Origin of the sequence: Blastococcus sp. KM273128 (genome assembly GCF_021698975.1) — a bacterium.
GTDB lineage: Bacteria > Actinomycetota > Actinomycetes > Mycobacteriales > Geodermatophilaceae > Blastococcus.
Map to the genome: position 1 here is coordinate 39,240 of NZ_SSXA01000009.1, position 23,514 is coordinate 62,753.

Annotated in this window: 19 protein-coding genes and 1 pseudogene; 8 read left to right on the forward strand and 12 right to left on the reverse strand. The window is 65.5% G+C overall.

The features are described 5' to 3' along the window. Positions 1 to 170: 170 nt before the first annotated feature. The 5 genes and pseudogenes from E9529_RS04490 to E9529_RS21805 form a co-directional block, all read right to left on the reverse strand. Positions 171 to 905: pseudogene (locus E9529_RS04490) on the reverse strand (DUF262 domain-containing protein); the annotation flags it as partial. A 348-nt stretch (positions 906 to 1,253) separates the two neighbouring features. Next, complete coding sequence (locus E9529_RS04495) at positions 1,254 to 4,673, reverse strand: DEAD/DEAH box helicase family protein (protein ID WP_236829904.1); 3,420 nt, start codon at positions 4,671 to 4,673, stop codon at positions 1,254 to 1,256. Between the two features lie 119 nt (positions 4,674 to 4,792). Beyond that, positions 4,793 to 5,914, reverse strand: a complete 1,122-nt coding sequence (locus E9529_RS04500) for a restriction endonuclease subunit S (protein ID WP_236829905.1) — start codon at positions 5,912 to 5,914, stop codon at positions 4,793 to 4,795. Further along, positions 5,911 to 7,371 carry a class I SAM-dependent DNA methyltransferase gene (locus E9529_RS04505; protein WP_236829906.1) on the reverse strand — a complete coding sequence of 487 codons (1,461 nt, stop codon included), beginning with the start codon at positions 7,369 to 7,371 and terminating at the stop codon, positions 5,911 to 5,913. The genes E9529_RS04500 and E9529_RS04505 overlap by 4 nt, the downstream gene beginning before the upstream one ends. Continuing rightward, a complete protein-coding gene (locus E9529_RS21805; protein ID WP_255708270.1) occupies positions 7,368 to 7,493 on the reverse strand; it encodes a hypothetical protein in 126 nt (41 codons plus the stop codon). Before E9529_RS21805 ends, E9529_RS04505 begins: the two co-directional genes overlap by 4 nt. A 437-nt stretch (positions 7,494 to 7,930) precedes the next feature. On the opposite strand from E9529_RS21805, the gene E9529_RS04510 reads away from it, so the two are divergent. The 5 genes from E9529_RS04510 to E9529_RS04530 all read left to right on the forward strand — a co-directional run bounded on the left by E9529_RS04510 (position 7,931) and on the right by E9529_RS04530 (position 12,658). After that, positions 7,931 to 8,296, forward strand: a complete 366-nt coding sequence (locus E9529_RS04510) for a hypothetical protein (RefSeq protein WP_236829907.1) — start codon at positions 7,931 to 7,933, stop codon at positions 8,294 to 8,296. 111 nt (positions 8,297 to 8,407) lie between these two features. Continuing rightward, positions 8,408 to 8,743: a hypothetical protein gene (locus E9529_RS04515; RefSeq protein ID WP_236829908.1), complete on the forward strand. Its 336-nt coding sequence runs from the start codon at positions 8,408 to 8,410 to the stop codon at positions 8,741 to 8,743. A 153-nt stretch (positions 8,744 to 8,896) separates the two neighbouring features. Next, the gene (locus E9529_RS04520) at positions 8,897 to 9,688 is read left to right on the forward strand and encodes a hypothetical protein (protein WP_236829909.1); all 792 of its coding nucleotides are present in this window, start codon (positions 8,897 to 8,899) and stop codon (positions 9,686 to 9,688) included. A gap of 100 nt (positions 9,689 to 9,788) precedes the next feature. Next, entirely contained in the window at positions 9,789 to 10,817 is a 1,029-nt protein-coding gene (locus E9529_RS04525) for a hypothetical protein (RefSeq protein ID WP_236829910.1), read from the forward strand. After that, positions 10,814 to 12,658: a hypothetical protein gene (locus E9529_RS04530; RefSeq protein ID WP_236829911.1), complete on the forward strand. Its 1,845-nt coding sequence runs from the start codon at positions 10,814 to 10,816 to the stop codon at positions 12,656 to 12,658. Before E9529_RS04525 ends, E9529_RS04530 begins: the two co-directional genes overlap by 4 nt. 419 nt (positions 12,659 to 13,077) lie before the next feature. Here E9529_RS04530 and E9529_RS04535 read toward each other — a convergent pair whose 3' ends face one another. Beyond that, positions 13,078 to 13,626 (reverse strand): AAA family ATPase, encoded by a 549-nt coding sequence (locus E9529_RS04535; protein WP_236829912.1) that lies wholly within the window; start codon positions 13,624 to 13,626, stop codon positions 13,078 to 13,080. A 718-nt stretch (positions 13,627 to 14,344) separates the two neighbouring features. Between E9529_RS04535 and E9529_RS04540 the strand changes: the two genes are divergently transcribed. Both E9529_RS04540 and E9529_RS04545 read left to right on the forward strand, forming a co-directional pair. After that, positions 14,345 to 15,154: a restriction endonuclease gene (locus E9529_RS04540; protein ID WP_236829913.1), complete on the forward strand. Its 810-nt coding sequence runs from the start codon at positions 14,345 to 14,347 to the stop codon at positions 15,152 to 15,154. A gap of 90 nt (positions 15,155 to 15,244) precedes the next feature. Further along, entirely contained in the window at positions 15,245 to 16,051 is an 807-nt protein-coding gene (locus tag E9529_RS04545) for an abortive infection family protein (RefSeq protein WP_236829914.1), read from the forward strand. Here the strand turns inward: E9529_RS04545 and E9529_RS22940 are convergent. From E9529_RS22940 to E9529_RS04570, 6 genes are all read right to left on the reverse strand, one after another. Further along, entirely contained in the window at positions 16,048 to 16,320 is a 273-nt protein-coding gene (locus E9529_RS22940) for a helix-turn-helix domain-containing protein (protein ID WP_374201309.1), read from the reverse strand. The genes E9529_RS04545 and E9529_RS22940 overlap by 4 nt on opposite strands. A gap of 43 nt (positions 16,321 to 16,363) precedes the next feature. Continuing rightward, complete coding sequence (locus E9529_RS04550; RefSeq protein WP_236829915.1) at positions 16,364 to 17,719, reverse strand: nucleotidyltransferase; 1,356 nt, start codon at positions 17,717 to 17,719, stop codon at positions 16,364 to 16,366. Next, the gene (locus E9529_RS04555; protein WP_236829916.1) at positions 17,716 to 18,327 is read right to left on the reverse strand and encodes a hypothetical protein; all 612 of its coding nucleotides are present in this window, start codon (positions 18,325 to 18,327) and stop codon (positions 17,716 to 17,718) included. Before E9529_RS04555 ends, E9529_RS04550 begins: the two co-directional genes overlap by 4 nt. 85 nt (positions 18,328 to 18,412) lie before the next feature. Next, positions 18,413 to 20,536: a hypothetical protein gene (locus E9529_RS04560; RefSeq protein WP_236829917.1), complete on the reverse strand. Its 2,124-nt coding sequence runs from the start codon at positions 20,534 to 20,536 to the stop codon at positions 18,413 to 18,415. Continuing rightward, positions 20,533 to 21,288 (reverse strand): hypothetical protein, encoded by a 756-nt coding sequence (locus E9529_RS04565; protein WP_236829918.1) that lies wholly within the window; start codon positions 21,286 to 21,288, stop codon positions 20,533 to 20,535. Before E9529_RS04565 ends, E9529_RS04560 begins: the two co-directional genes overlap by 4 nt. Before the next feature lie 466 nt (positions 21,289 to 21,754). Next, positions 21,755 to 22,828, reverse strand: coding sequence for a hypothetical protein (locus E9529_RS04570; RefSeq protein WP_236829919.1), 1,074 nt, complete (start codon positions 22,826 to 22,828; stop codon positions 21,755 to 21,757). A gap of 190 nt (positions 22,829 to 23,018) precedes the next feature. Between E9529_RS04570 and E9529_RS04575 the strand changes: the two genes are divergently transcribed. Beyond that, positions 23,019 to 23,408, forward strand: coding sequence for a hypothetical protein (locus E9529_RS04575; RefSeq protein ID WP_236829920.1), 390 nt, complete (start codon positions 23,019 to 23,021; stop codon positions 23,406 to 23,408). Positions 23,409 to 23,514: the final 106 nt, after the last annotated feature.

Genomic DNA, 23,514 nt, shown 5'->3' on the forward strand with positions numbered 1-23,514 from the left:
CGCTGCAATGTGGTGAGCATGGTGACGGCCTGCAGGAAGTCGGTGTTCTCCACGGCGGAGAGCGCCGGGTAGCCGGCGAACTTGAGCTGCGTCTCGCGCCAGTCGTCGTTGAGCCTGAAGTCCTCACCGTGCTCGTCGTAGTAGGCCTTGTCCCCGGCGAACGTCGCGGTGAGCAACTCGAACACGTTGAGGGACAGGCCGCCGGTGTTCACCTTCTCGAACACGGTGGCCACGGCCGACTTGCTGGTAGCCGTGTCTAGTTCGATGGCGGGGATGTTGTAGGTGCCGGCGGGCTGCACGATCGAGGCATGGAACTGGCTCGCCAGGTCCTTGTCCTCCATCGCGAACAGCCAGGTGACAGTCTCGGCACCAGCGAAAAGCAGGCGGACGGGAAAGTAGCCTTCCGCCCGCTCCTTGTCCGCGTCGGACAGATCCAGGTCGACGTCCTTGCCGAAGTTGGATCGCACGACGCCGTCACCGGGGACGGAGACCACGGCGTCGTCTATCCGATCCTCCCCGAGCAACGCGGTCTTCATGTCCACGTAGTAGCGGCGGGTCATCTTCTTGCCGCGGCTGTCCTCGGTGGCGACCACGCCGCCACCGGTGAGGGCCTGGGTCAGAGACGTCAGCCGCTGCTGACCGTCGAGCAGGAGCAGGTCAGCCGCGACACCGGGCTGCAGCGTCACGCCCTCCACGGGTCGCGGCTTGAACCGGATCTGGTCGTTGCCGGTGCGCAGCAGCATCACGACGCCCAGCGGGTGTCCCCGGAGAATGGTGACCAGCAGCTGCCGGATCCGCTCGTCCTCCCATTTGTAGCCGCGCTGGAAGTCCGGCAGCTGGATCTTGCCGTTCGTCGTCCACTTCAAGTACTCGCTCAGCTCGTAGAGCGGCGTCTGGAAACCCATGTCTAGCCCCGTTGCAGTTGGTTGGTGCTCGATCTACCGAAAACTCTGATCCCGCCGGCTGCTTGCCCGTCCGTCTGGCTACACGGGCCCGCGCAATCAGACCGCGCCTGCCAGGGACGCAATCCCCCCGGACCGGACGGTATCGGTCCGGTCTGCGTCCGCCGCGCCTACCGAGGGGGGCCGAAGCCGTGTTGCTCCACCAGCCGCTAGTTCACCAACGTCACCCGCTGCCACAGTTCACCCACAGTCACATGGCCGCCCTGCCACCGCTCCAACTCTCGACGGGCACTGCTGAGGACCGGCAAGGAACACCTACGCCGGGCGGAGAGCCAGAGACAGCAGCCTCGCTCAGGCGACCGTGACGTCCGGAAGTGCACGGTCTCTGACCTGGTGGAGAACGGTCACGATGCCGTCGACCTCATCCTCGGTGAAGATCGAGTCCGGGCCGTGCGGTGCGCTGTCGGTGAACGGCGACTCGTAGAGGCGCTCCACTTCCATGACACCGTTGGCTGTCAGGTGCTCGACGATGAGCTGGATGAACCGGATCTGGTTGGCCGAGTACGTCGCGTCGGTCAGATAGCGGTCGAACGCGGTAGTCGCGGCCTCGCGGTCCAGGCCGACCAGGGAGCGGATGAACAGCCCGAGCCCGTGGGACTCCTCGCGGGCGCGGGCGATGTCGGCCTCGCTGCCGGCGCCGGACTCCACCAGCATCGCCTCCAACGACGCCAGGTCCTCCGGCGTGAGCTGGAGGTTGCGGCGCAGCCGCTGCAGGGCCAAGTGGTTCTCGTGGTCGCGGAGGTAGGCGCGGGCCTTCGCGCGGAACCGTTCCCAGTTGGTGCCCGGGGTGACGCCAGGCAGCTCGACGACGCTGCTCTCGCCGAGCTCGTCGGCGAAGTTGGAGTAGACGACAGCGCGCCGGGACTTCTCGACGAACCGCACGAGCCCGCGGATTCGGCGCCGGGCGAGCTCGAGCATCGGGAGGGTGACGTCGACCCACCATTCGTCGCCGGACAGCTCCTCGAGCAGCTGCTCCTGCGCCTTGACCGAGGGGATCCCGGTCTGGCCGAGCAGCGCGCCCGCGATGTCCTGCACCTGCGTGCGCAGCCGCTCGAACAGGATGGCATCGCCGTCGAGGCGGGCCAGCTGCAGCCGCAGCAGGATCAGGTCGAAGCGCTTGGCGTCCTCGTCGTCGTCCCGCTTGGTGGAGGGCAGGCCGGCGAGATGGTGCGCGATGTCGCCGGCCTTCTCCGGAGTCAACTGGTGCCAGGCATCCCAGTCGGAGTACGTCTCGACCCATTGCCGAGCCGGGCGGACCAGGAAGTTGTCGACGTTCATGCCGACCACCACCTCGTGCAGCGTCCAGGCCACATCCACGCGCAGGCCGCGCTCGCTGACCTCGCCCTGGCCGACCTCGGGCTGTCCGTCCGCGCCGGCGCCGGCGGCGGTCTGGTCCAGTGCGGCGAGCAGTCCCAGGCGGGTCTCGAACAGCCGTTCGGCCAGCGACTTCTGCAGCGACCCGCCGGAGTCGGGCAGGTTCTGGCTGAAGAACTCGAGGTTGCCGCAGAAGTCGAAGACGTAGAAGTTCTTCTTGTCCTCGCCGGGGCCGTACAGGTCGGGGCACAGGCGGGTGCCGCGGCCGATCATCTGCCAGAACTTGCTCTTGGCGCGGACCAGCTTGAAGAAGACGAGGTTGACGACCTCGGGGACGTCAATGCCGGTGTCGAGCATGTCGATGGAGATGGCGATGTGCGGCGCCTTGTCCTTGCTCGAGAAGTCGTCGATGAGGTTCTGAGCGTAGGTCACCGAGTGGGTGATGACGCGGGCGAAGTGGCCGGCGTACTCGGGGTAGTTTGCGTCGAAGCGCTTCTGGATGAACTCGGCGTGGGCCTGGTTCTTGGCGAAGATGATGGTCTTGCCGAGCCGGTCGCCGCCGGCGACCTTGTGGCCGTTCTGCATCAGGGTGGCGAGGACCTTGTCGACGGTGTCGGCGTTGAACAGGAACTTGTTGAGCTCCTCGGCCGCGACGGCGTCGGGGATGTCGCCGTCCTCGCTCCACTCCAGGGAGTCCCAGTCGTCCTTCTCCTGCTCGCTGAGCTCGTTGTAGCGGATGCCCTCCCGGAGGAACTTGGTGGGCACCGACACCGCTACCGGGGGTACGAGATAGCCCTCGGCGACCGCCTCGTCGAGGCTGTAGGCGTCGGTGGGCACCCCGTCCTCGAGATTGAACAGCGTGTAGGTGTTGCGGTCGACCTCGTCCTTCGGGGTGGCGGTCAGGCCGACCAGCAGGGAGTCGAACCAGGAGAAGATCGCCCGGTACTTCTGGTACACCGACCGGTGGGCCTCATCAATCACGATCAGGTCGAAGTAGCCCGGCCCGAACAGCCGGAGGCCTCCGTCGGTCTCGTTGATCAGGTTCATCATCGTCGGGTACGTCGAGACGTACACCCGGCCATCGGCGACCTTCTCGGTGACCAGGTTGACCGTGGTCGCGTTCGCCAGGTGCGTCTTGAACGCCCCGACGGCCTGGTTGACCAGCGCGGTGCGGTCGGCGAGGAACAGCACCCGCTTGACCCATCCCGCCTTCATGAGCTGGTCGACCAGTGCGATGACCGTCCGGGTCTTGCCTGACCCGGTGGCCATCACGAGCAGCGCCGCCCGCTGGTTGGCGGTGAACGCCTCACCGACCACCCGGATGGCGCGCTGCTGGTAGTGCCGGCCGACGATGGCCTTGTCGATGCCCGCGTCGGCCAGCGGAAGGCGGCCGGTGCGGCGCTGCACCATCAGTTCCAGCTCGTCGGCGGTGAAGAAGCCCTCGACCCGGCGCGGCGGATAGCCGGCGGCGTCGTCCCACAGCCAGGTCTGATAGCCGTTGGTGTAGAAGATCACCGGCCGGCGGCCGGTCATCTGCTGCAGGCAGTCGGCGTACAGCTTGGCCTGCTGCTGACCCACGGCGGGCTCGACCGTGGTCTTCTTGGCCTCCACCACCGCCAGTGGCAGCCCGTCGCTGCCCCACAACACGTAGTCGACGAAGCCCTTCCCCTCGACGTTGGGCATGCCTGTGACCTCGAACTCACGGTCCCGGACATCGGTGAGCTGCCAGCCCGCCTCGCGGAGAAGCTCATCGATGATGAGGTCGCGGGTCTGGGCTTCGGAGTAGTCGTGCGTGTCGGTCAGCGTGTTTGCGGCCTGCGCGGCCTTGATCTGCTGCCGCAGTGCCTCGATCTCTGCGTCCTTCGCCGCGGCAAGGTCGTCCCGCTCCTTGAGCGCACGGGCATTGTTCTCGTCCTGCTGGCGGAACTTCTCCGCGAGCTTGACGACATCGGCACGGTTCAGCGGCGCCTGACTGCCGGCGAGCTTCGGATCGAACACAGCCCCGGTCGGCACCGAAGCCGGATTGGTGGAGTAGCGGAACGCCGTCCACACCACCACGTGATGCAACTCGCGCAGCACATCGGCCGCGGCCCGGGCCGGGATGGACTGCACGTCATGGACCGCACGGTTGCCGAGCTTGCGGATCAGGTTGAGCTTCTGCCCGATGCCGACCCCGACGCGCCGCTGGAACGCCGCCTCGTTGATACGAGCAGAAAGGTCGTCCTTATACGGAACAGGCAACCCGTCGACGTCGTAGATCAATCCAACGATCTGCTCGGCCGCGCGACGCGCATAAAAGCACGCCGACCGCGGGTCTGAGGTTAGGTAGGACTCGGCCCGCGTGCAGTCAGCATGAATGGGGGGCCACTCGACTGCGATGAAGTCGAAGTTGCTCATGTTCCTACTCCCCGTTCACCATTGAGAGCCACTAGGCAGTCAGCAAGACTGGGGCGCCGATACCGATAGCCGTCCCACATTCGAATCCCCCGCAGTTCAGTCCCCGATGACTTCACACATTAGAGGGTGCCACTAAATGCTCGGGCTCGAAGTGCCGCGGACATCTCATCAAGTACTGCCAACTGCTGTCGATGCCGGGATGACACGACCTCAACCCCCTCGATCGCGTCGGCAAACTCCTGTTGACGCCGAGGCGAGGGAACGGGCACGACTAGCGGCGAAAGATCTTGCTTGTTGAGTTGCGGCACGGAACTACCACTAGCAATGGTAGCGAGGTCGAAACTCAGAAACCATGCGAACAGGTACTGCAGGTCAAGGTCCATCTTTGGAGTGATGGCCATAAGGTTGGGGTCCAGCACAGTCGGACGCACGACGATTCGCTTCTTGTTTGTCCCGATAGCGCCACCCCTCTTCGGAATAACAATGGAGCCGGCGGGACAGGTGGCGGAGCGAGATCCCGGATGTGCACTCCAAAGCGCGCATGTCTCTACCGCCCGCTCATTGCCCGGACGATTCATGTCAGAGACCTTCATCAGCAGGTAGCCGCTGCCTTGACCGGTATACGTCTCCCCTTCCGGAAGGCTGCTACCCGCGAAGAAATCGGCAACCTCACCCAGCTTCCGTTCCACCGTCCCCCCATCTTGAAGCACGTCATTCAAGAGTGAGTGAACAAGCGGGTCGAGGGTCGTTAGGGCCCGGCGACGTTGAGCCCGGAGCGCATCGACTCGATCGAGGATTTCGGCGATACGGCCCTGTTCATCAAGAGGCGGAACCTCAATCGGCATTTCTCCGATGTCATTCCGATTGACCTGTAGGAACGTCGCCCCTCTACCCTTAGCTGCGAGCTTTGATTCATTCTCAGTGAGCCAATGCCACAGGAAACGCTGATGCAGGTCCGGGCCTGACCTAAGTGCGGCAACTCCACGACCTACGCAGTACTCTCCATCCGCCCAAACCTTTGCGCCAATCGACGCGCGAATGCTCAGCAGGATGTCTCCCTGCGCACACAGCTTCGATGGAGCTGTGGTGAACTTCTTGACCGATAGCCCGTCGCCAGAGAAGTCGCCCGCCCCTGCAACGAGTGGCCAGCCGCGCCCGTCATTGTTGTACGAGTCCCCAGGCGGCGCCTGGCCCATCGTGATGACACAGACTTCGTCCAGTCGCCGCTGCACACCGCTCATCGCAGTAGAGCTTTCAAGTCGGCGATTCCTTGCGTAATCTCCGCCTCGAGATCCTCAAGATCCGCCATGATCTCGTGCGGCTTGCGGTGTTCTACCTCGACTCGAACGGCTTCCTTGTAGCGGTTGACCGAGAGGTCGAAGTTCTGGGCGACGATCTCTGGCTTAGGCACACAAAAGCTCTGCTCGGTGCGTGCTCGCTTCAGTTCACCATCACCACGCTGGCGCCAGCGTGTCAGCACATCAGGCAGGTCATTGACTTCAGTGGAAGTCCGCTTGTCATCGAGACTAAAGCCGTCAGCTCGGACGTCATAGAACCAGACATTATCGGTGCCGCCACTATTTGTCTTGGTAAAGAGGAGTATGGCCGTGGAAACACCAGCGTACGGTCTGAACACCCCCGAGGGCAGTTTCACCACCGCGTCCAGCTTCTGATCCTCAACCAGGATCTGGCGGAGCGCCTTATGTGCCGTCGATGACCCGAAGAGAACACCGTCGGGGACGATGACCGCCGCACGGCCGCCGGGCTTGAGCAGCCGCAGGAACAAAGCAAGAAAGAGCAGTTCCGTCTTCTTCGTCTTGACGACGCGCTGCAGGTCCTTCGAAGTTGACTCGTAGTCCAGGCTGCCAGCAAAGGGCGGGTTCGCCAAGATCAGCGAGTAGAGCCCCTCCTCGCCTGCTGCGCCCTCCGACAGGGAGTCACGGTAGCGAATGTCCGGCTGCTCGACCCCGTGCAGCAGCATGTTCATGCTGCCGATGCGGAGCATGGTGGAGTCGAAGTCGTACCCATGAAACATGCTGCGGTGGTAGTGCTGCCGCTGCTCATCGTCGGTCATGACCGTGGGGTGCTCGCGCCGCACGTACTCGGACGCGGCGACGAGAAAGCCAGCAGTGCCGCAGGCAGGGTCGCAGATCTCGTCCGACGGCTGCGGGGCGGTCATCGCCACCATCAGCTGGATGATGTGCCGCGGCGTCCGGAACTGGCCGTTCTGACCTGCGGTGGCGATCTTGCTGAGCATGTACTCGTAAAGGTCGCCATTGGTGTCGCGGTCCTGCATGGGGACGTCGTCGAGCATGTCGACGACGCGGGAGAGCAGAGCCGGGGTCGGGATGGTGAACCGGGCGTCCCTCATGTGCTCGGAGTACGTCGACCCGTCGCCGCCGAGCCGGCGCAGGAACGGGAACACGCCCTCGCCGATCACCTGGTGCATAACACCAGGCTCGAAGTCCTTGAACCGGGACCAACGCAGGTCCGCCTCGCCGGGCTGGAAGATCGGATCCTCGATCGGCTTGCCGGTGCGGTTGGCCTTCCGCTCCTTCAGGGTCTGGAGGTCGTCAAGGCGACGGATGAAGAGCAGGTAGGTGATCTGCTCGATGACCTCGAGGGGGTTGGAGATACCTCCGGACCAGAAGGCGTCCCAGACCCTGTCGATCTTGCCCTTCAGATCGCCAGTGATCACTCTGACACCCCCGTCACCTGCGCCACCAGCAGCACTGAGTCGCGAAACTGGTCAGCTGCCGTGAACAGCACGTCCTCGATCGTCAGCGGTTCGGACCCGTTCTTGTTCGCGCGCGACGGCACCTGCAACTCCCTCGGTTGTTTGAAGCACAGGCACGGTAGCCCGACAGCCACCGTGCAGTGGACAACCGGACACGGTCGGTCACGCCAACGAGCGGTTCACCTCCTTTCGGCGTCGGCATGACCCAGATGCGTCTCCTGCGTCCAAGCATCAGCGGGTCTGGACGGCGTGGGACCTGGGCGACGGCGCCGTCGAACATCACCTCCTTCGGTGACGGCTGCCAGCCGGCGGAAACCCGGCGTCCGTTCGATCTCTGTGGAGTTGTCAATGTGCGATCGGCGGCGCCTCGCGCCGCCGACGATGGGCAAGGTCACCAAGCGGCTGTGCTTCGTCAATCGGGCTGCTCGGTCGAATGTCCCGACGGACTCAGCCGGCACAGCTGAAGGCGCGGATCGTCCGCCGCGGCCCGTTGGGTCGCCAGCCAACCGGAGGTGCCGGCATGACCGTGCTCCGCTTCCCATCTGCCGTCGGCCGCCACGAGCCGTGGCCGTCAGACCGCGTCGTCACTGCCTCGGACCAAGCTGTGCTCACCCGGGCAGCGACGCTGGTGGGCATCCCCAGCCGGGTGCTACCTCTACCGCTGCGCTGGGGTCCCGGCCCCGCGCAGCTGGCGGTCCTTCGTGTCACCGCTGAACTGCTCCTGTCGCGGCTGGAGGAGTCGACCGGTGCGTGCCCCGACTGCGCCGGCTCCGACCTGGCGATGGAGTGCGCCCGTGAACTCGGAAAGCTGGAGGCCCGGCTGGACGCCCTCGCCCGCGACGCGGAGCTGGTGCTGGGCTGGATGGCGGCTCCAACCGAGCGGTGACAGGGCTTGTGCCCTGGGAAGCCGCGCTCAGGGGTGACGCGGACGGGCTTCGGCCCGTCCGCGTCACCCGCACCGCCGGTGCCGGGGACGCCGATCGGCACGGAGAAGCCGATGACCCCCAACTCAGACACTCCGGGCACCTGCACGCCCGAACCGCTACGCGACTACCGGCTGAGGAAGCTCCTCGTTCGCCGGCAGGCGCTCGCCGACGCCGCGGTCGAGCACCTCTGCCACGACCTGCCCGGCGCTGACGTCCTCTGGCAGAGCCTCCACCGCGTCGAGGAACGGCTGCGGCAGGAGTACCCCGCCGTCTGGGCCCAGTCGAACGCCGGATGGGTGGCGGCCGACGCCGCCCGGCTGCACCCCGCTGGCCGGCCCGCATCGAAGTCCTGCCGGCTCTGCCGACAGTGGCACGTATCCGACGTCGAGGTCCGCCCGGCGTCCTGAACACCACCGTGGCCCCGCCCGCAAGGGCGGGGCCACACCCATGTCCGGGTCCGGTGCGCCGGCGGTCCACGCCAGCACGGTCAGCCAAGCGCCTTCCCCACGGTCGGATCGACCTCATTGCCGATCCGACCCATCGCCGGACACGTACCGGGCATGACCGCTACCGCCGACGGCCCCGGCCCCCGGCTCGACGACCCCGCTGAACTCGACCGCTTTCTCACTGACTACACCCCCACCGGGCTGGACGCCGACCGGTGGGCGGTCCTCGCCCCGGACGCCATCGCCCTGGTCAGGAAGGCCGGACCGCTTACCCGGACGCGGGTGGAGAAAGACATCCAGGCGCTCGGGGCGGTCGCCGCCCGGCTGATCGAGCGCAACCGCCAGCTGTCGCTGGACGAGGCGCTGGCGGACGCGACGCTGCTGGACTTCGACCTCGCACTCGCACGCGCCGGTGCGCGGGACAAGACCCGCGAGAACCGTCGCGGCATCCTGCGCCGCTTGCAGGCGGTGCACCACGGCGTGCCCTGGCGTCGGGAGCGCCGCGCGGACGGCGAGCGGGTGGACGACCTACCCCCGCCGTCGCTCGTGAACGAGGTCGCCCGGGTCGTCGCCGCCGCCGGGGCGGACTGCGGCACCGGCGCGATGGCCCTCATCGCGGCTGTGGACGCCGCTCGACGTGCCCGCCGCACAGACGTCGAGGCCGCCGTCGATCCGGCGGACTGGCGGCGGGCGCGGGCGTTCGCTGAGCGCCACGGACTCGGGCTGACCCAGCGGGTGCTGGCCGCAGTGATCACCCACGAGCTGCTGCAGAGCGAGCAGCCGGTGGCGGTGCTGATCGCCGCAGCGGGACTGACCCGGCGCGACCTCGACCTCGGCCTCACCTACGCCGCGGTCCTCCCGGAGCGGCCCTCGGAGCAGCAGCGGGCGGTGCTGCGCGGCGCCTGACGACGTGAGGTCGGCGGTGATTGCCGTACCGGTCGGCCCCCGCACGGTCCCGGCCCGAGCTGCCCGGAGAGGCCGGGCGGCCGGACTGAGGAGCCCGACCTTGACGAGCAACTCCACACGGCGGCGCAAGCCCAGCAAGGCGGCCATGGCCCGCCAGCTGGCGCAGGTGCAGGCCGAGCACGAGCAGCAGCGGCAGCTGCCGCCGGCGCTGGCGCAGCTGATCGACGACTACACCGGCACCAACTACACCGCCGTACAGATGGCGAGCATCCAGCCGTTCCTCCGCACCGTCATCACCGCCAGCACGCTGACCGGCGTCGAGAGCGTCCGGAAGCACTGCACGCACATCGCCGGGCTGGCGGCCTACGCGATCTACCGCGGCGTCGCCCTCGACCCTCCGCAGGTGCTCACCACGGCCTTCATCGACGAGTACGTGCGCCTGGGCATGACCGGTGCCGGCGACTCCGTCAAGGGGGAACGGCGGCGGCGCCTGCTCGCCCTCGCCCGCACCGTCAACCCGGGCCCCACCACTCCGGCGCGGCTCACCCCGATCGGCCACCGCGCGGTCAAGCCGCCCTACACGCCGACGGAGCTGGCCATCATCGCCCGCGTCTGCCGCACGCAGCCCACCGAGACCAAGCGCCGCGACCTGTCGGTCGTGGTGGCGCTGTGCGCCGGCGCCGGCCTGGACAGCGTCGACCTCCGCCACCTGCACACCGAGCACATCGAGGACCTCGAAACCGACGGTCTGCAGGTCCACGTCCAGCAGCCGCGGCCGCGGACCGTGCCGCTACGCAGGGGGATGGAGGACCTGCTCCGCGCCGCGATGGACGGCCGGCGCACCGGCGAACTCGTCATCGGGGAGAAGCCGGACCGGCGGAACACCGCCGCCCGCGCCGTGGAGAACGCCGCCCTCTACAACGTCCCGCACATCGAGCCCGCGCGGCTGCGCGCCACCTGGCTCGCCGACCTGATGACCGACACCGTGCCCATCGGGGTGCTCCTGCAGGCGGCCGGGCTGAAGTCCGCCCGCACGCTGGTCGACCTGATGCCCCACGTCGGCCCGTGGCTCGAGCACAAGGGCCTGACCGCGCCCGCCGCCGACGCGCTGCGCGAGGGTGCCCGGTGAGCGCCAAGCACCTCACTCCGGCGCTGGTCGACCGCACGGTGCACGTCATCGACAGCAGCGGCGCCCTCGACCTGGCCTGCCCGCCCCGGCAGCCCGGACAGCGCGGCCGGATCGGCAACATCCGGGACAACACCCGCCTGCTGCTCATCGGCATGCACCTGTGCACCCGCCTGGGGCACGAGACCACCCTCAGCAGCATCCACCAGGTGCTCACCGAGGCGCTGCCCCGCGACAAGCAGTGGGAGCTCGGCGTGCTCCGCCCGACCACCACCAAGAAGCGCGCCAACGACAAGCCGTTCGACCCCGACGCGCCCGCGCTGGTCAAGAACGGCAAGCCCCGCAAGCGCATCTGGACCGAGGACGGCGTCGAGGAGCTCAGCTACGACGATCTCTACAACGCTGCCACCGCCCTGCGGAAGCGGCTCGACTACGGCCACGGCGCCGCCCCGGGCCTCGACGACGCCGAGCGCGCGGCCCGCCAGGGCGCCGTCGAGCAGATCATCGACGCGCTGACCGCCGCCACCACCATCCCACGGACCGGCAGCACCTGGGCCCTCGACGCCACCGGCCAATGGGCCTGGACCCGCGGCCCGAGCAAGCGCAAGAAGGAGCTGGAGAAGCAGCTCGCCGACGGCGCCGACGGCGTGAAGGACCCCGACGCGCTCGAGGTCGCCGGCATCGCCACCGACGACGAGGGTGCCACCGCACCCGAGGACCAGAGCGCCCCCGCGCCCGCCACCGCCCGGGGCCGCTGCCTCGACGCCGCCTGGGGCTACAAGACCAGCAAGACCGGCGAGAAGGAGGTCGGGTTCGGCTTCCACCAGCACACCATGTGCCGCGTTCCGGACCCCACCGCCGACAACGACGACGAGCCGCTGCTCATCGACGGGTTCATCCTCACCCCGGCCAACGCCGACGTCGTCGACGCCTCCCTCGGGCTGATCGACCGCATCCGCGCCCGGCACGCCTTCACCCGGCTCCTCGGGGACATGCTCTACACCAACCTCAAGGGCGGCCGGTGGGCCGTGCCCCTGGCCCAGCGGGGCATTGAGCAGGGGCTGGCGATGCGCAGCGACAACCACAAGGTCGTCGACATCAACGGTGCGCAGATGCAGCACGGCTGGCTGCACTGCGCCGCCGCCCCGATGGACCAGCGGCCACTGCCGCCCGACCGGGCCTCCGCCGAGGAGTGGGAGACCTTCCACGACAGCGTCGAGGAGTTCCAGCGCAACTGGGCCTTCGACCGCAAGGAGAGCGGCCTCGGCAAGAACCTGACCAGCAAGTGGATCTGCCCGGCCCGCGCCGGCCGCGCTGGCTGCCACGCCCTCGGCGCGGCGCAGGTCCAGGCGGCCACCGAGCTGGAGCTGCCGATCATCACCCCGCCCGGCGACTGGCAGACCCGGCGGTGCTGCACGGGCAAGACGATGGACTTCACGCCGAACCCGGACGACGTGAACCACCAGCGCAAGCTGATGCAGCGCGAGTACTACGGCAGCCGCCGGTGGCGCCGGCTGTTCAAGCGGCGGGCGCTCGTCGAGGGCGCCTTCGGCATCCTCAAGAACGCCAGCCGGCAGCGCCTCCGCCGCGGTCAGAACCGGCTGCCCGGCCTGGCCATGGCCTCCATCGTCGCCGCGGTCAAGGCCAGCGTGTTCAACGAGGAACAGCTCCGCAGCTGGCACGACCGCACCGGCCGCGGCCCGGCGGACCACCCGCTGCTGCAGCCCGACCCGCCGTACTGGGGCTTCCGCGACCTGACAAAGGAGGAGGCGAAGGCCGTCGACGCCGAGCGCCTGCGCCGCCTCCGCGGCGGCCACCTGCAGCCGGTCCCCCAGGCCGCCTGACCCCTGCATGAGACGACGAACCGCCCCGGACCTGGAGGTCCGGGGCGGTTCGTCATTCTGCGAAGAGTCTCCGCGAAATCTGCGAAGACCTCGGGGTGGAGGCACTCCGACGTCACTCGAACAACTACGGAGCCGTCCAGCGGGTCGCACGGTTGACGAAGCACCTGGCGAAGCCACCCACTGAGGAGCCGTTAGTGACTCCGCGGCCGGGCTATCAGCCAACCAAGCTCAGTCAGCGGCTGTCGGCAGAGACCGTGGCGGCCATCGTGGCGATGTACGAAGGCGGTGCGACGACTCGGGAAGTAGGCGAGCGCTTCGGTCTCGCTCACAGCTCCGTCAACAAGCTCTTGCGCCGCAGTGACGTCGATATGCGAAGACGAGGTCCGCGCGACAGATGAGGTCGGACAGGACCAGCATGCTTAGACGAGCAGATCGCCCTTGGCGACTCGCTCTACGATCAAACTGACGGCTGCCGCGGCGTCGATGTAGTCGCGCAGGATATGCCGAGCATCGAGTTCAGCGTTGGCGAAGTCGTTGTACATGTGCCGGGTTGCCGCCAGGTCAGTAAAACCATGGCCTTCACGGTGCTGTACTCGCGCCAGGCATTCCGCTTCACTGGGCAGTAACACCACGTAGTGGAAACTTTCGAGATTCGTCGCTGCCATGAATCTGGATAGAAACCAAGGGCCAACCACGCCGTCGTAAACGACCGTCCGCTGGCCTGTCGCCAAGCGTCCAGCCGCAGCACCCGCTGCGGCTATGACGGCTTCGTTTTGAAGATGTGCTGCCGGTTCCCATGGTGGAATGGCCCCGTTGCGCAGGAATGCGAAGAAGTCATCACCCGCCATCAAGGCACTAACAGGGAACCGACTGGCGAGTTGTTCGGCAACGGTCGATTTGCCAGCACCTGGCGGGCCGGTCACGACTATTAGCTGTGGTGCCTCCTCTACGTTGGACTGTGCATTCATACAACAATGATAGCAAAGGTGCCCATGTTTTAATCCTGAACTTCTCGGGCCACATGTCGCCAGCGTGAGACCGGCGGTTCGAGTAAGAAGTCTTAGGTATCAGTTTGGTGGAGGTACTCCGACGTCACTCGAACAGCTACGGGGCTGCTCAGCGGGTGGAACGACTGACGCAACACCTGAGAAGGCAGCCTGCCGCGGGGACGTCCGGAACACCGCGGCCGATCTATCAGCCAACCAAGCTGAGCAGCCGCTTGTCAGCAGAGACGGTGGTGGCCATCGTGGCGATGTACGAAAGCGGCGCGACAACTCGGGATGTTGGCGAGCGCTTCGGTCTGGCTCACAGCTCCGTCAACAAGCTGCTCCGCCGCAACGGAATCGCTATTCGGAGGCGAGGTCCGCGTGGCAATTAAGATGCGGCAATCGGCATGTTCAGATGATTAAGTTGCCCTTGGCTACTTCCTCCATGATCCAACTCGCGGCTGCCTCGGCATCGGCATAGTCGTGCAAAACATGTCGGTCATCGATCTCAGCGTTAGCGAGGTCGTTGTACATGTGTCGGGTCGCTGCCAGGTCCGTAAGGCCATGACCCTGACTGCAGACACGGGCCTGAGGGATAACCCCGCCAACCCGGCCCCTGGAGTCGCGCTACGAGGGTCCCGGAGCACCACGCCGGAGCGACGGAACAGCCCTCGCCGCGAAACATGCGATAATAGGGGTGATGACCGAGGACGATACCCCAGACCACGAATTAGAAGAACCGGCATCGGACGACGATGCGGGTAGTCCCTTGCTGAGCTCCGTGAGCTTCGAGGGTTTGGACGCTACCGACTTCGAGGACTTCTGCCACGACCTCCTCATCGCACAGGGCTTCGTCAACGTCGACTGGCGAAAGGGCACGCCGAAACAAGCAAGTCCTTCGGACCGCGGTCGGGATCTTGTCGCTCAGTTAGAGCGTCGCGACGTAGACGGACACGTTTATCACGAGACGTGGTTCGTTGACTGCAAGCACTACAAGACTGGGGTGCCGCCAGAAGCGCTGCAAGGGCTGGCTACGTGGGGCCTGACTGAGCGCCCAGATGTTGCCCTGGTGATCGCGTCCGGCTTCCTGAGCAACCCCGCGAAGGACTGGATCGCACAGTATCAGACCAATAATCGACCGCCGTTCCGTTTTCGTTATTGGGAACGGCCGCAGCTCAGCGGCATGATAGCCAAGGATCTCGATATCGCTTGGCAGCACAGCGTATCCGTCTCGTCGCTCCGGTCCATCGCTGACATCATGACCGCCGAGAATGAGATGTTTGAGAAGGTTTGGTATGGACGCAAGCCGCAAGACGGAGACTTCGGTCGCCCAGTCCCCGAAGAGATACTTGCGGGTATGCGGAAGGCGATGGCGGACGCCGAGGCAAAGTACGGCAAGGACGAGCTGATGCGCCACATGGAGAGCGATTTCGCTTGGGGCATGCTGAGCGGCAAATTATCAACTTTACGCTGGGTCCTCGGTGAAGACTGGGACATGTTGGACACATAGGACTGACGCAATATGTCAAAGACTCCCGCCTCCGCTCCGCTCCGTCGCGATCTAGTCAGCCGCCGCACTCGCGAGGCTATCCGCGACACGATGAGCGGGTGGACGCTGCGAGAGATCGACCAACTATGGCAGGACGAGCTCTTTCCACCCGCAGAGGACCCTGAGCCGGTTGGCGGTCAGCGCGTCACGCGATTCCAGGGCTATCTCAACCAAGTGGACTGGACGGACGCCGCACAGGTCACCAGGGCGCTACGGGTCTTCGAGGTTGTGCTACGGCAGCTGCTCCACCCTCCGGTGGGCTACGTCAACGTGGATGCGCTCGTGTCCCGCATCCGCCGGCTACTGGAGCGCGACGGCTACCAGCTGCACGAAGATGGCCGGCTCACCGGTGGCCCTACCGTCGTCATAGCCGAGGACTTCCTAGCCAACCTCACGGAGCCGACGGTCATTCACGAGCACCTTGACCGCATCAGTCACGCCATCGAGAGAGATGACCCGGCCCAAGCGATCGGCTCAGCGAAAGAGCTCGTGGAGAGCACAGCGAAGCTCGTCCTGCGCGAGCGCGGAGAGACATACAGCGACAGCGACGATGTACCGGAGCTTGTCCGCCGAGCGCAGATCGCACTAGACGTTCACCCTTCCGGCCACGCTCCCGGACCGGATGGCTCCGACGCTGTTAAAAAGATTCTTGGTGCCACAGTCGCCGTGACGGCCGGTCTGACCGAACTGCGCAACCGTGGATACGGCACTGGGCATGGTCCTGGGGCGGCGCGGACCGGTCTTGGCCGCCGTCATGCACGCTTGGCCATCAACGCCGCTAAGACTTGGTGCGAGTTCATGCTCGACACCCTGAGTGACGACGAAGCGCCGTGGCAGCGCAAGCCACCAGCGGTCTAACCAGAGTCAGGCGAAATACGAGCAGCACCGCCCGATCGACGACGGACGCCATGCTTGTGCAGGATGTTCCGTACCGCCGAGTGCGAGCGATCCGTCAACTCAGCGATTTCCCGGAGCGAGTGGCCGGACCCGTAGCTCTGAAGACCAAACTCTTCGACCCGCTGCTGCACCGCCGGGTCCGGCCGCGGCAGGTTCGTGTTCGCAAACTCCGGCAGAGAACGCAGCTGGGGCCGCGGTCGATAGGGCACGACGATGCGATTTCCCAGCATTAGATGGCCAGCGGAGCAGAGTACGCCGAGGCGCTAGCTGCCATCAGATCCCATGCCGCCAGTCCTTGCTCCAAATGTTCACATTCAACCAAGGACTAATGGCCACAACCGTCGCGTCGCGGACCAGAACTGCCCGCACGCGGTGGGTCCCGGTATATGAGGTGTTCTCCCAATGCACTGATTGGTCACGCGATGTCCCGCCCGTGACAGACTGCGCTTTCAGGAAGCCGCCGCGCATCTGGTCCGTCCGACTGGCCGCATGGCGGCCCGTATTGGTGACCTGCCACCAGATCTCCGAGTGTCCCGGCGACTGGTAGGTCGCTTTGAAGCGGATCTTGTTGCCGGCGAAAATGGGCGCGCCATCGTGGGTATAAGGCCGCCGCGTTTTCTCACGCTGACCGCGCTGCTGCGCTGCGGCGATACGAACGCTGTACCGATTATCCAGGCCCAGCGTCCACCCTTGCGCCGCGAACGCCTGCTCGTGGCTGGTGTCCGCCAAGCGCAACCCCAGAGCGGCCGGACTTGGCGCCGGGAAGTCATCACCGAGCACTTCGCGCCAAGCCTCAACGGCCTCCACGAGGTCATCCGTCGCCTGCGCCTGCACGACCCAGTCGTGCGCTTCGTTCAGTTCCCGCTTGAAGTTGTCGAAGCTCTCCTGCGTCCAGCGCTGAGCCAGATTCTCAGAGGGCAGCACCGGATTTGTGACCTGCGGCGGCGTCGAGAGCGTGGCTAGGTAGTTCCGCAGGTTGGCGATCGTGTTAGCCAAACGGGCCGCGTCATCAAGGATCATGGGCATGCTGTTGGCGACCAGCACTTGCAGCACGATGGACTTGATCGCCGTCCGGACGGTCTGCTGATCGTCCCGCCACCGTTTCAGCGCCTTGACAGTCTTGGCGTACAGCGGCCCCTGATCACGACACCAGGCGGTGTACTCGGCCGGCGCCGTGCCATGCCATCCCTCGTCACGCCGCGGCGCGTCCAGTGGTGGTGATGGTTGCCCCGTGACGCGGACCGGGACGACATCGACATGGAACTTGCCGACGTCGTCTGGGGCGTACTCCAGGCGGATGCACGGCTTCTTCGGCACGACGCGATGGGAATAGCGCCCGTCGTTGCGAAAGACAGTCTCCATGTCGGTCAGCGCTTGGTTGGCCGACTTCGAGGACTCCACGCAGACCGCGACCAGGTCGACGTCGTACTCGCCACCTTCAAGCGGCTCAACCGCCGTCCCGTTCGGATAGGAGCCTTGTAAGAAGAAGTTGCGCTTCGGCAGGTCGTAGCGGTCGCTGAGGAAGTCAATGATGGCGTTAGAGGCACTTTCCATCCGCGACGTCTGCGGTTCACCAATGGAAATCTCTTCGTCGAATGCCTTGAAGTAACCACTGAGCTCGACGCTCATGTATTAGTTCCTTGCGTGTCCTCGGCCGGCGGAGTTGGCTGCACTGGCGGAGTGGGAGTCGGACTGGGGAGGGGAGTCGCTGGCACCGCCCGTTTGCCGCTGTTTCGCCAGACGACGGCCAGCTTACGGAAGTAGAGCGGCGACAGGTAACTACGGACGTCCTGCAAGAACCGACCGGACTCAGCATCGAAGGTCGGGTGCTCATCCGCGGGCAGGGCGTCACCTGGCACGGGTCGCACCGGCGCCTCCCATGCCTGCCGAATTAGCTGCTCTGTGCCACCCTTGACTGCTGACACCAGCCGCTTGTAGCTCCGCTCCATGTAGCGAGACTCAGAGGCGATCCAGCCCTGGTAATACGTCAGCCGCTCCTGCAGCTCATGAAACTTGTCGACAAGTTCGCCCTCGTTGTCGGCACGACGGCGACGGACGCGGTACAGCATCTCATGCCAACCCAGCGCCGCCTTGAATGCTTCGCCGTACAGCAGGCGACGCCGCTCGCGCTTACTGGCGAAATAGGCCGCCGTAGCGGCGATTGTGGCTGCGACGAGCGTGGCCGAAGCCGCGATTCCCGCGACCAACAAAGCCCGTTCTGTCTCAGTCAATGCCATAGCTCTAGAATACTGCCCTCAATAGTGGACGCCAAGCACTTACTGAAGTTCGGGGCGGCCCGGGTGGTCAGTTGCCTAACACTTTTCAGCCCAGGAGTGTAGAGATTAACCGGTCAGCTGTCTTGTCTGCTTCCTCGACAAGGGCCTCGCTCGCGGTCGTATTGGCCGGATCTGTCAGCGCAGCCAGGATGCTGCCGCGGGTGACGGAACGAATGTCGGCAGCACCGACACGGACGCCGCCTTCAATCAGCCGTTTCAGGCGCACCTGCGCTGCCGCAACCGCGACTGCCTTGTCGTGCGCAGGGAGATGATTTGATTCACACGGTCGGCAGACGACAACCGAATCAAGGCTGCTGGGTTCCTTGACTCCGGCCTTAGTGATGCTCGTCGACATCTCTCCCGTGACCGGCTGGATAGCTGTCACGCGCCAGCCTGCCTCAGCCAACGAGTGCATCAGGGCAACCCAGCCTTCGACCCGTGCCTGATGGAAAGTGAAGGCTAGGAGTCCGCTGTCCTTACTGACGCGCCGACATTCCCGCCAGACCGCTGCGATGGCCCGGCCGAAGCCCTCGGCGGTCGCGCTTTGCACCTCGCCCTCGATGCGAGTGGTGCCGTAATCCGACGGATAGCCGGGGAAGGGCTTGATCTCGCGGAGCCAAGCGTGGAAGAAGTCGGCCAGCTCCGAGTAGTGGACGTTGTCCATATACGGCGGGTCCGTGATGACCAGGTCGACGGACGCATCCGGCAGGCCCGAGCGGGACGAGTCCTGAGCACGAATAAGCGCTTGGTGAGGGGCCAGGCCCGGGGCTGGCCAGGTCTCGACGAGGGAGAGGTCGGCGGCAGCCGACAGCTGCCCGCGTCGCTCAACCTTGTCACCGTCTAGCACGAGATCCGTCGGTTTGGCCTTGTGCTCATGCGCACGCAGCAACCGGCTCTTGTAAAGCGTCGAGAAGGAGCCCGACGACCAAGGTGTTCCCCACGGATGCGCTTCTAGGGCCATGCGCTCCGGCTTCAGCACATGATGGCTGAACATGTGGCGGACCGCGCCGGTGCCCTCACCCTTGAACGAGCAGAAGAGGTTATTGAACTCAAGTGTGCCGCTGAACAACGTGGCGAGGGCCTCACGTTCTGCTGCCCCAATATCGAGGCGCCGGATGGAAGCCGCGAGCAGGCCCAGGCAATACAGTTGTCGGTCGTTGAAAAAGTCGAGCCAGCGACGATAGCCCCAGCTCATCGCCTGTCTCGTGTTGTAACCCTGATCCAGCTCGCCCTTCGGCTGCACCAGGTCGGCAGCGCGCTCCTTGAGCAGCTGACTGGCCTCGGCAGCCAGCGTCCGGTCGAAGTCGTCGACCGCCTCGTAGCGCTTGACCCCCTTTGGGGAGACAACAAGCTTCGCGTAGAGCTCCCGCTTTGGCGCGTGGCCGCCCAGCGCCTTGATAATTGTTGACTGATGGCCCTGCCGGCAGGTCATCTTGGCTCCGGTAACAGCTCCAACGTTGGAGAAAGTGTGACCGTTGGGACAGGTCTCGGCGTCGAAGTCGTAGGTGGTTGCAACCACCGCCAGGCACTCTGGGCAGACCGCTTGTGCCCGGGGGTACTTGCGGGCGTAGGCGTGCTGGGCGAAGACCTGCTTCGAGAAGAGACGAACCGGGTCATTGCATTCTGGACAATCGGCCGTCGCGACCCAGAAGTAGTACAGGACAGTTTCGCCAGACTGCGACCGGTGCAGGCGGTCGATTTCCTCGCGGCAGTCAGCCTCGATCAATTTGAAGCCGCGTTCCAGCTCGCTGAGATCCCAGCGCTGAATCGACTGACGCTGCACCAGCGTAGCGACCGGGTTTATATCCATGCCGACAGGCGAGGCCCCAAGTTTTGCCGCCTCGAACAAGGTCGTGCCCGAGCCAGCAAAGGGGTCGAACACTACGAGGCCGGACAGGTCACCGTCGCCGTGCACCAATGCCTCGGCCGCATCAGCGGTCTCCGTCACTGCTGCTGCGATCAGGCTCCGGAACACCGACCCCAGCCGCTGCGCCCACCACTTGTGGGTGTGCGTGGCCGGCCGGTGCACCTCCTTGCGCCAAGACTCCGCCTCGGCCACCCGGCTGACTGCCACGGCTGGGAAGTCAGCCTCCAGAGCCGAGCTGACCGGGACCTGGGCCGCAGGACGGACAGGCTTAGTCGAGGGCAGGTCGAACAGCACATCGGTCACTGGGCGACATCCTGCTCCAGGGTCCGCAAAACCTCATCGCGGCTCTGCATGCTGACCGCGCCGCTGCCCGTGCCGCCCAGACGGTAGGCGGTGAAGGTGTGCTCTCGACCAGCCGTCGGGTTCGACGCCAGGCGCGGCGTCAGCTTGTTCGTTTGCAGGTCGAACTCGTAGCCCACGATGATGCTCTCCGTCTCCGTGCGAACCAGGGTGCCGACCTCGTCCAGTCCGGGGTCGTCCACCACCCCCGCCGGTGCAATCAACGTGTACTGCCCCGCGGTTCCCTTCGTCAGCGCGAACGGAGTAGGCGCGACATACATCTTTCGATCCCGCACCATGATGTCGCCGTATGAACCGAAACCCTTGAAATTTTGATTCCTGTGGACATAGTCGTGGTCGGCGTTCAGGAAATCGCCATGGCAGACAACAAGGTCGATGACGGGGTATTCGTTCTCTTCGGCGTTGGCCGGGTATCGACCAAAGACGTAATAGACGGTCCGCCCGTTGTGTTCGCCGCTTGGCACTCGACTGTTGCTGTCGTAGTTTGTCTCGCGACCAGGGTAGGCCAGTCCTTTGACCTCGTAACCTTCCGGCCAGTCGATCAGCGTGAAATCGGGATAGGTGTTTCGGCCGCTCGGGTCGTGCCTCAGGCTGGCGTCGTCCAAGCGGGCATCGACCCAATTCTGAAAATGAAACTCTTTGTCTTGGCGGTTTTCCCTCGTGATCAGCGTTCCCGCTTGGATGGCTTGCACCATGGTCGAGAAGGCCGCTGCGCAGCTACTTGTTGGCATGTATTGTTTCCCCTTTGTGTCCTAATAATACTAAGAAGTCTGTAGTGATGCCAACTGCGCCATCGAATAAACTGCGGCATGTCGGACAAACAACTAGAAGATGACACCTCCGCCGGCCTGCGGCTGTCCCTCCTGCGAACCCCGGGCAAGGCTAGCGATCGGAGCCGACAAAGCCGCTGAGGTACACGCCGTCAGTCGAAGCTGCCGCTCCGCCCTGCCGGTAGGAGGCCCGCTCGACGCGATCTAGGCCCTGGTGGGGGCTTGCGGCCGGGCGCATCCGGTCTGACCGCGTGCCGCACCCCCCCTCGCCGGAGCGCCTCTTCACGGCCACGGTGGGCCGGGTGCTGGACAACTGCGCCATCGACTACCACCGCGCGGCCCGGCTCCGCCTCCAGGCCAGTTTGGGCTAGATCAACTAAAAGTCGATACGTCAGTGACCGCTGTCCTGCTGCGGGTCACCTCCATCCCGCAACAGGCCGTGATGCATGACGATCGGGTCGTTGCCGACGGCTACCTGACTCAGTCCCGTATCGAGATACCTCAGCTCAGTCTCGTACGCCTCCGCCAGAAACGCATGGGGGCTGCACATCTTGGTCAGCCTAAGGGAGCGCTCGAACTCACAGGTCGGGTAACAGGAGTGCGTCCACTCGCGCCATCTCCCGTACACCTCGACACCTTCTGCCGTGCTTTGAAGATGATCGCAGCCCCGGTGGATGTGGCAGCGGTCAGAGCGGCTGAAGTCCAGCATGAAAGCGCGGTCGCCCCGCTGGCGGAACAGTGACGATCGCAACCGGTCCGCGCGGTGCATGAACCAGTACTCGTCGGCCGACTTCGGCCCAAGTCGCAGGCCGGCCTGAAACAACTGCTCGCAGGCCACGACGACCTTGCCGGCCTCCAGCGCTGTTCGCCGGTAGTGCTCCGTAATGACCCACCGCTCCTGCGGATCGGCTGGCGGCCCAGCGTCATAGACCATCAACAGCAGGTCGTGCAGGTCCTGACGAAGATCCGACAGGCGCGGCATCAGATGGTGAATGGCAGCTTCGATGGTGGGTGGTTCGTTGTTGAGACGGGCCTGGAAATCGGCGAAGACAGCGACCGCGATCTCGCCGATGATCCGATCTTCGCGCTTACGAACCGCGTCGGCTGAGATGTGGTGCCCGATGGTGCCAGCGGCGGCCTGCCGGATCACTTTGGTCAGTCGGTTATCGGTCGGCAGACGAGACAGCAGAGTCGCCAGCGAATCCGCCGCTGCCTGGCCCGTGGAGTCACCCGTGACCCGCGTCTTGTGCAGTTCGCAGCCGCGTCGAACGTGATGCAACAACAAGTCGCGGGCCCGGGTCAGAGGGTCGCCCGCTGCGCCGCCGGCCACCTCGATCAGGTCAAGCGTCGCAGCCAGCTCGCTCTCGTCCGCGCGGTGCAGGCCGCCGGCCTCGCGAGCTTGCCCTAAGTCCTCAGCGATGGCCGCAGCGCTTCGTTGCTCAGCAGTTCGCTTGGCCCGCGCCACGGCGTAACTGTAGGGCGCTGCCCCCTGGGCTGCGGAGATTCCACTCAGCCCTTCCACCGGCTGCCACTGCGGCAGTCGACTCCGCGGATTGGTGAGGCGTCCGGACGCGCACATCACCAGTGCCTGCATCCGAGACCCCTCGACTGCACGGCGTCACCCATCCAACTGACACGAGAAGCGGAGTTCCGCCATGCCCAACATCGAGCGTCGCCGTGATCAGGCGATCAACGTCCAACCCGTCGTCCGGGCGGTGCCGACTGTCCACACGGTCGAGGAGAACGACCGGCTCACCTGGATCGACAAGCGGCTCGACCGGGTTCAAGAGTCGCGGCACATCGTCACCATCCGCGAGCACGAGCGCGGGGCCATCGAGGGCGCGGCGGAGCAGGCAGCCGCCGGCTTCGTCGACGTAGCGGCCATCGAAGCTCGGCGGCGGATCAACACCGCCGCCAAGGAGGAGATGCTGCGCGCCCGCCGGGAGACGCTGATCATGGCCGGCGAGGACGACGAGCTCCGCATGAAGATGTCGCTCCTCGACGACGACCTTTTCCAGTACGCCCGGCTACGCGGGCTGCGCTGATGGCCGGCCGTCCGCCCGTCAGCACGGAAAGGGCCGTGCAGGCGCTGGATCGGCTGACCCGGGTCGTCGAGCGCTTGTCGATCAGGCTCGGCGGGCCTGTCACTCA

Bases quoted from the DNA above. Each gene is read 5' to 3' on its own strand.
- E9529_RS04535 (WP_236829912.1), bottom strand. From the start codon at position 13,626: ATGAATGCACAGTCCAACGTAGAGGAGGCACCACAGCTAATAGTCGTG.
- E9529_RS04500 (WP_236829905.1), bottom strand. From the start codon at position 5,914: ATGAGCGGTGTGCAGCGGCGACTGGACGAAGTCTGTGTCATCACGATG.
- E9529_RS22940 (WP_374201309.1), bottom strand. From the start codon at position 16,320: ATGCTGGGAAATCGCATCGTCGTGCCCTATCGACCGCGGCCCCAGCTG.
- E9529_RS04495 (WP_236829904.1), bottom strand. From the start codon at position 4,673: ATGAGCAACTTCGACTTCATCGCAGTCGAGTGGCCCCCCATTCATGCT.
- E9529_RS04575 (WP_236829920.1), top strand. From the start codon at position 23,019: ATGCCCAACATCGAGCGTCGCCGTGATCAGGCGATCAACGTCCAACCC.
- E9529_RS04515 (WP_236829908.1), top strand. From the start codon at position 8,408: ATGACCCCCAACTCAGACACTCCGGGCACCTGCACGCCCGAACCGCTA.
- E9529_RS04520 (WP_236829909.1), top strand. From the start codon at position 8,897: ATGACCGCTACCGCCGACGGCCCCGGCCCCCGGCTCGACGACCCCGCT.
- E9529_RS04565 (WP_236829918.1), bottom strand. From the start codon at position 21,288: ATGGTGCAAGCCATCCAAGCGGGAACGCTGATCACGAGGGAAAACCGC.
- E9529_RS04510 (WP_236829907.1), top strand. From the start codon at position 7,931: ATGACCGTGCTCCGCTTCCCATCTGCCGTCGGCCGCCACGAGCCGTGG.
- E9529_RS04545 (WP_236829914.1), top strand. From the start codon at position 15,245: ATGAGCGGGTGGACGCTGCGAGAGATCGACCAACTATGGCAGGACGAG.
- E9529_RS04550 (WP_236829915.1), bottom strand. From the start codon at position 17,719: ATGAGCGTCGAGCTCAGTGGTTACTTCAAGGCATTCGACGAAGAGATT.
- E9529_RS04540 (WP_236829913.1), top strand. From the start codon at position 14,345: ATGACCGAGGACGATACCCCAGACCACGAATTAGAAGAACCGGCATCG.
- E9529_RS04555 (WP_236829916.1), bottom strand. From the start codon at position 18,327: ATGGCATTGACTGAGACAGAACGGGCTTTGTTGGTCGCGGGAATCGCG.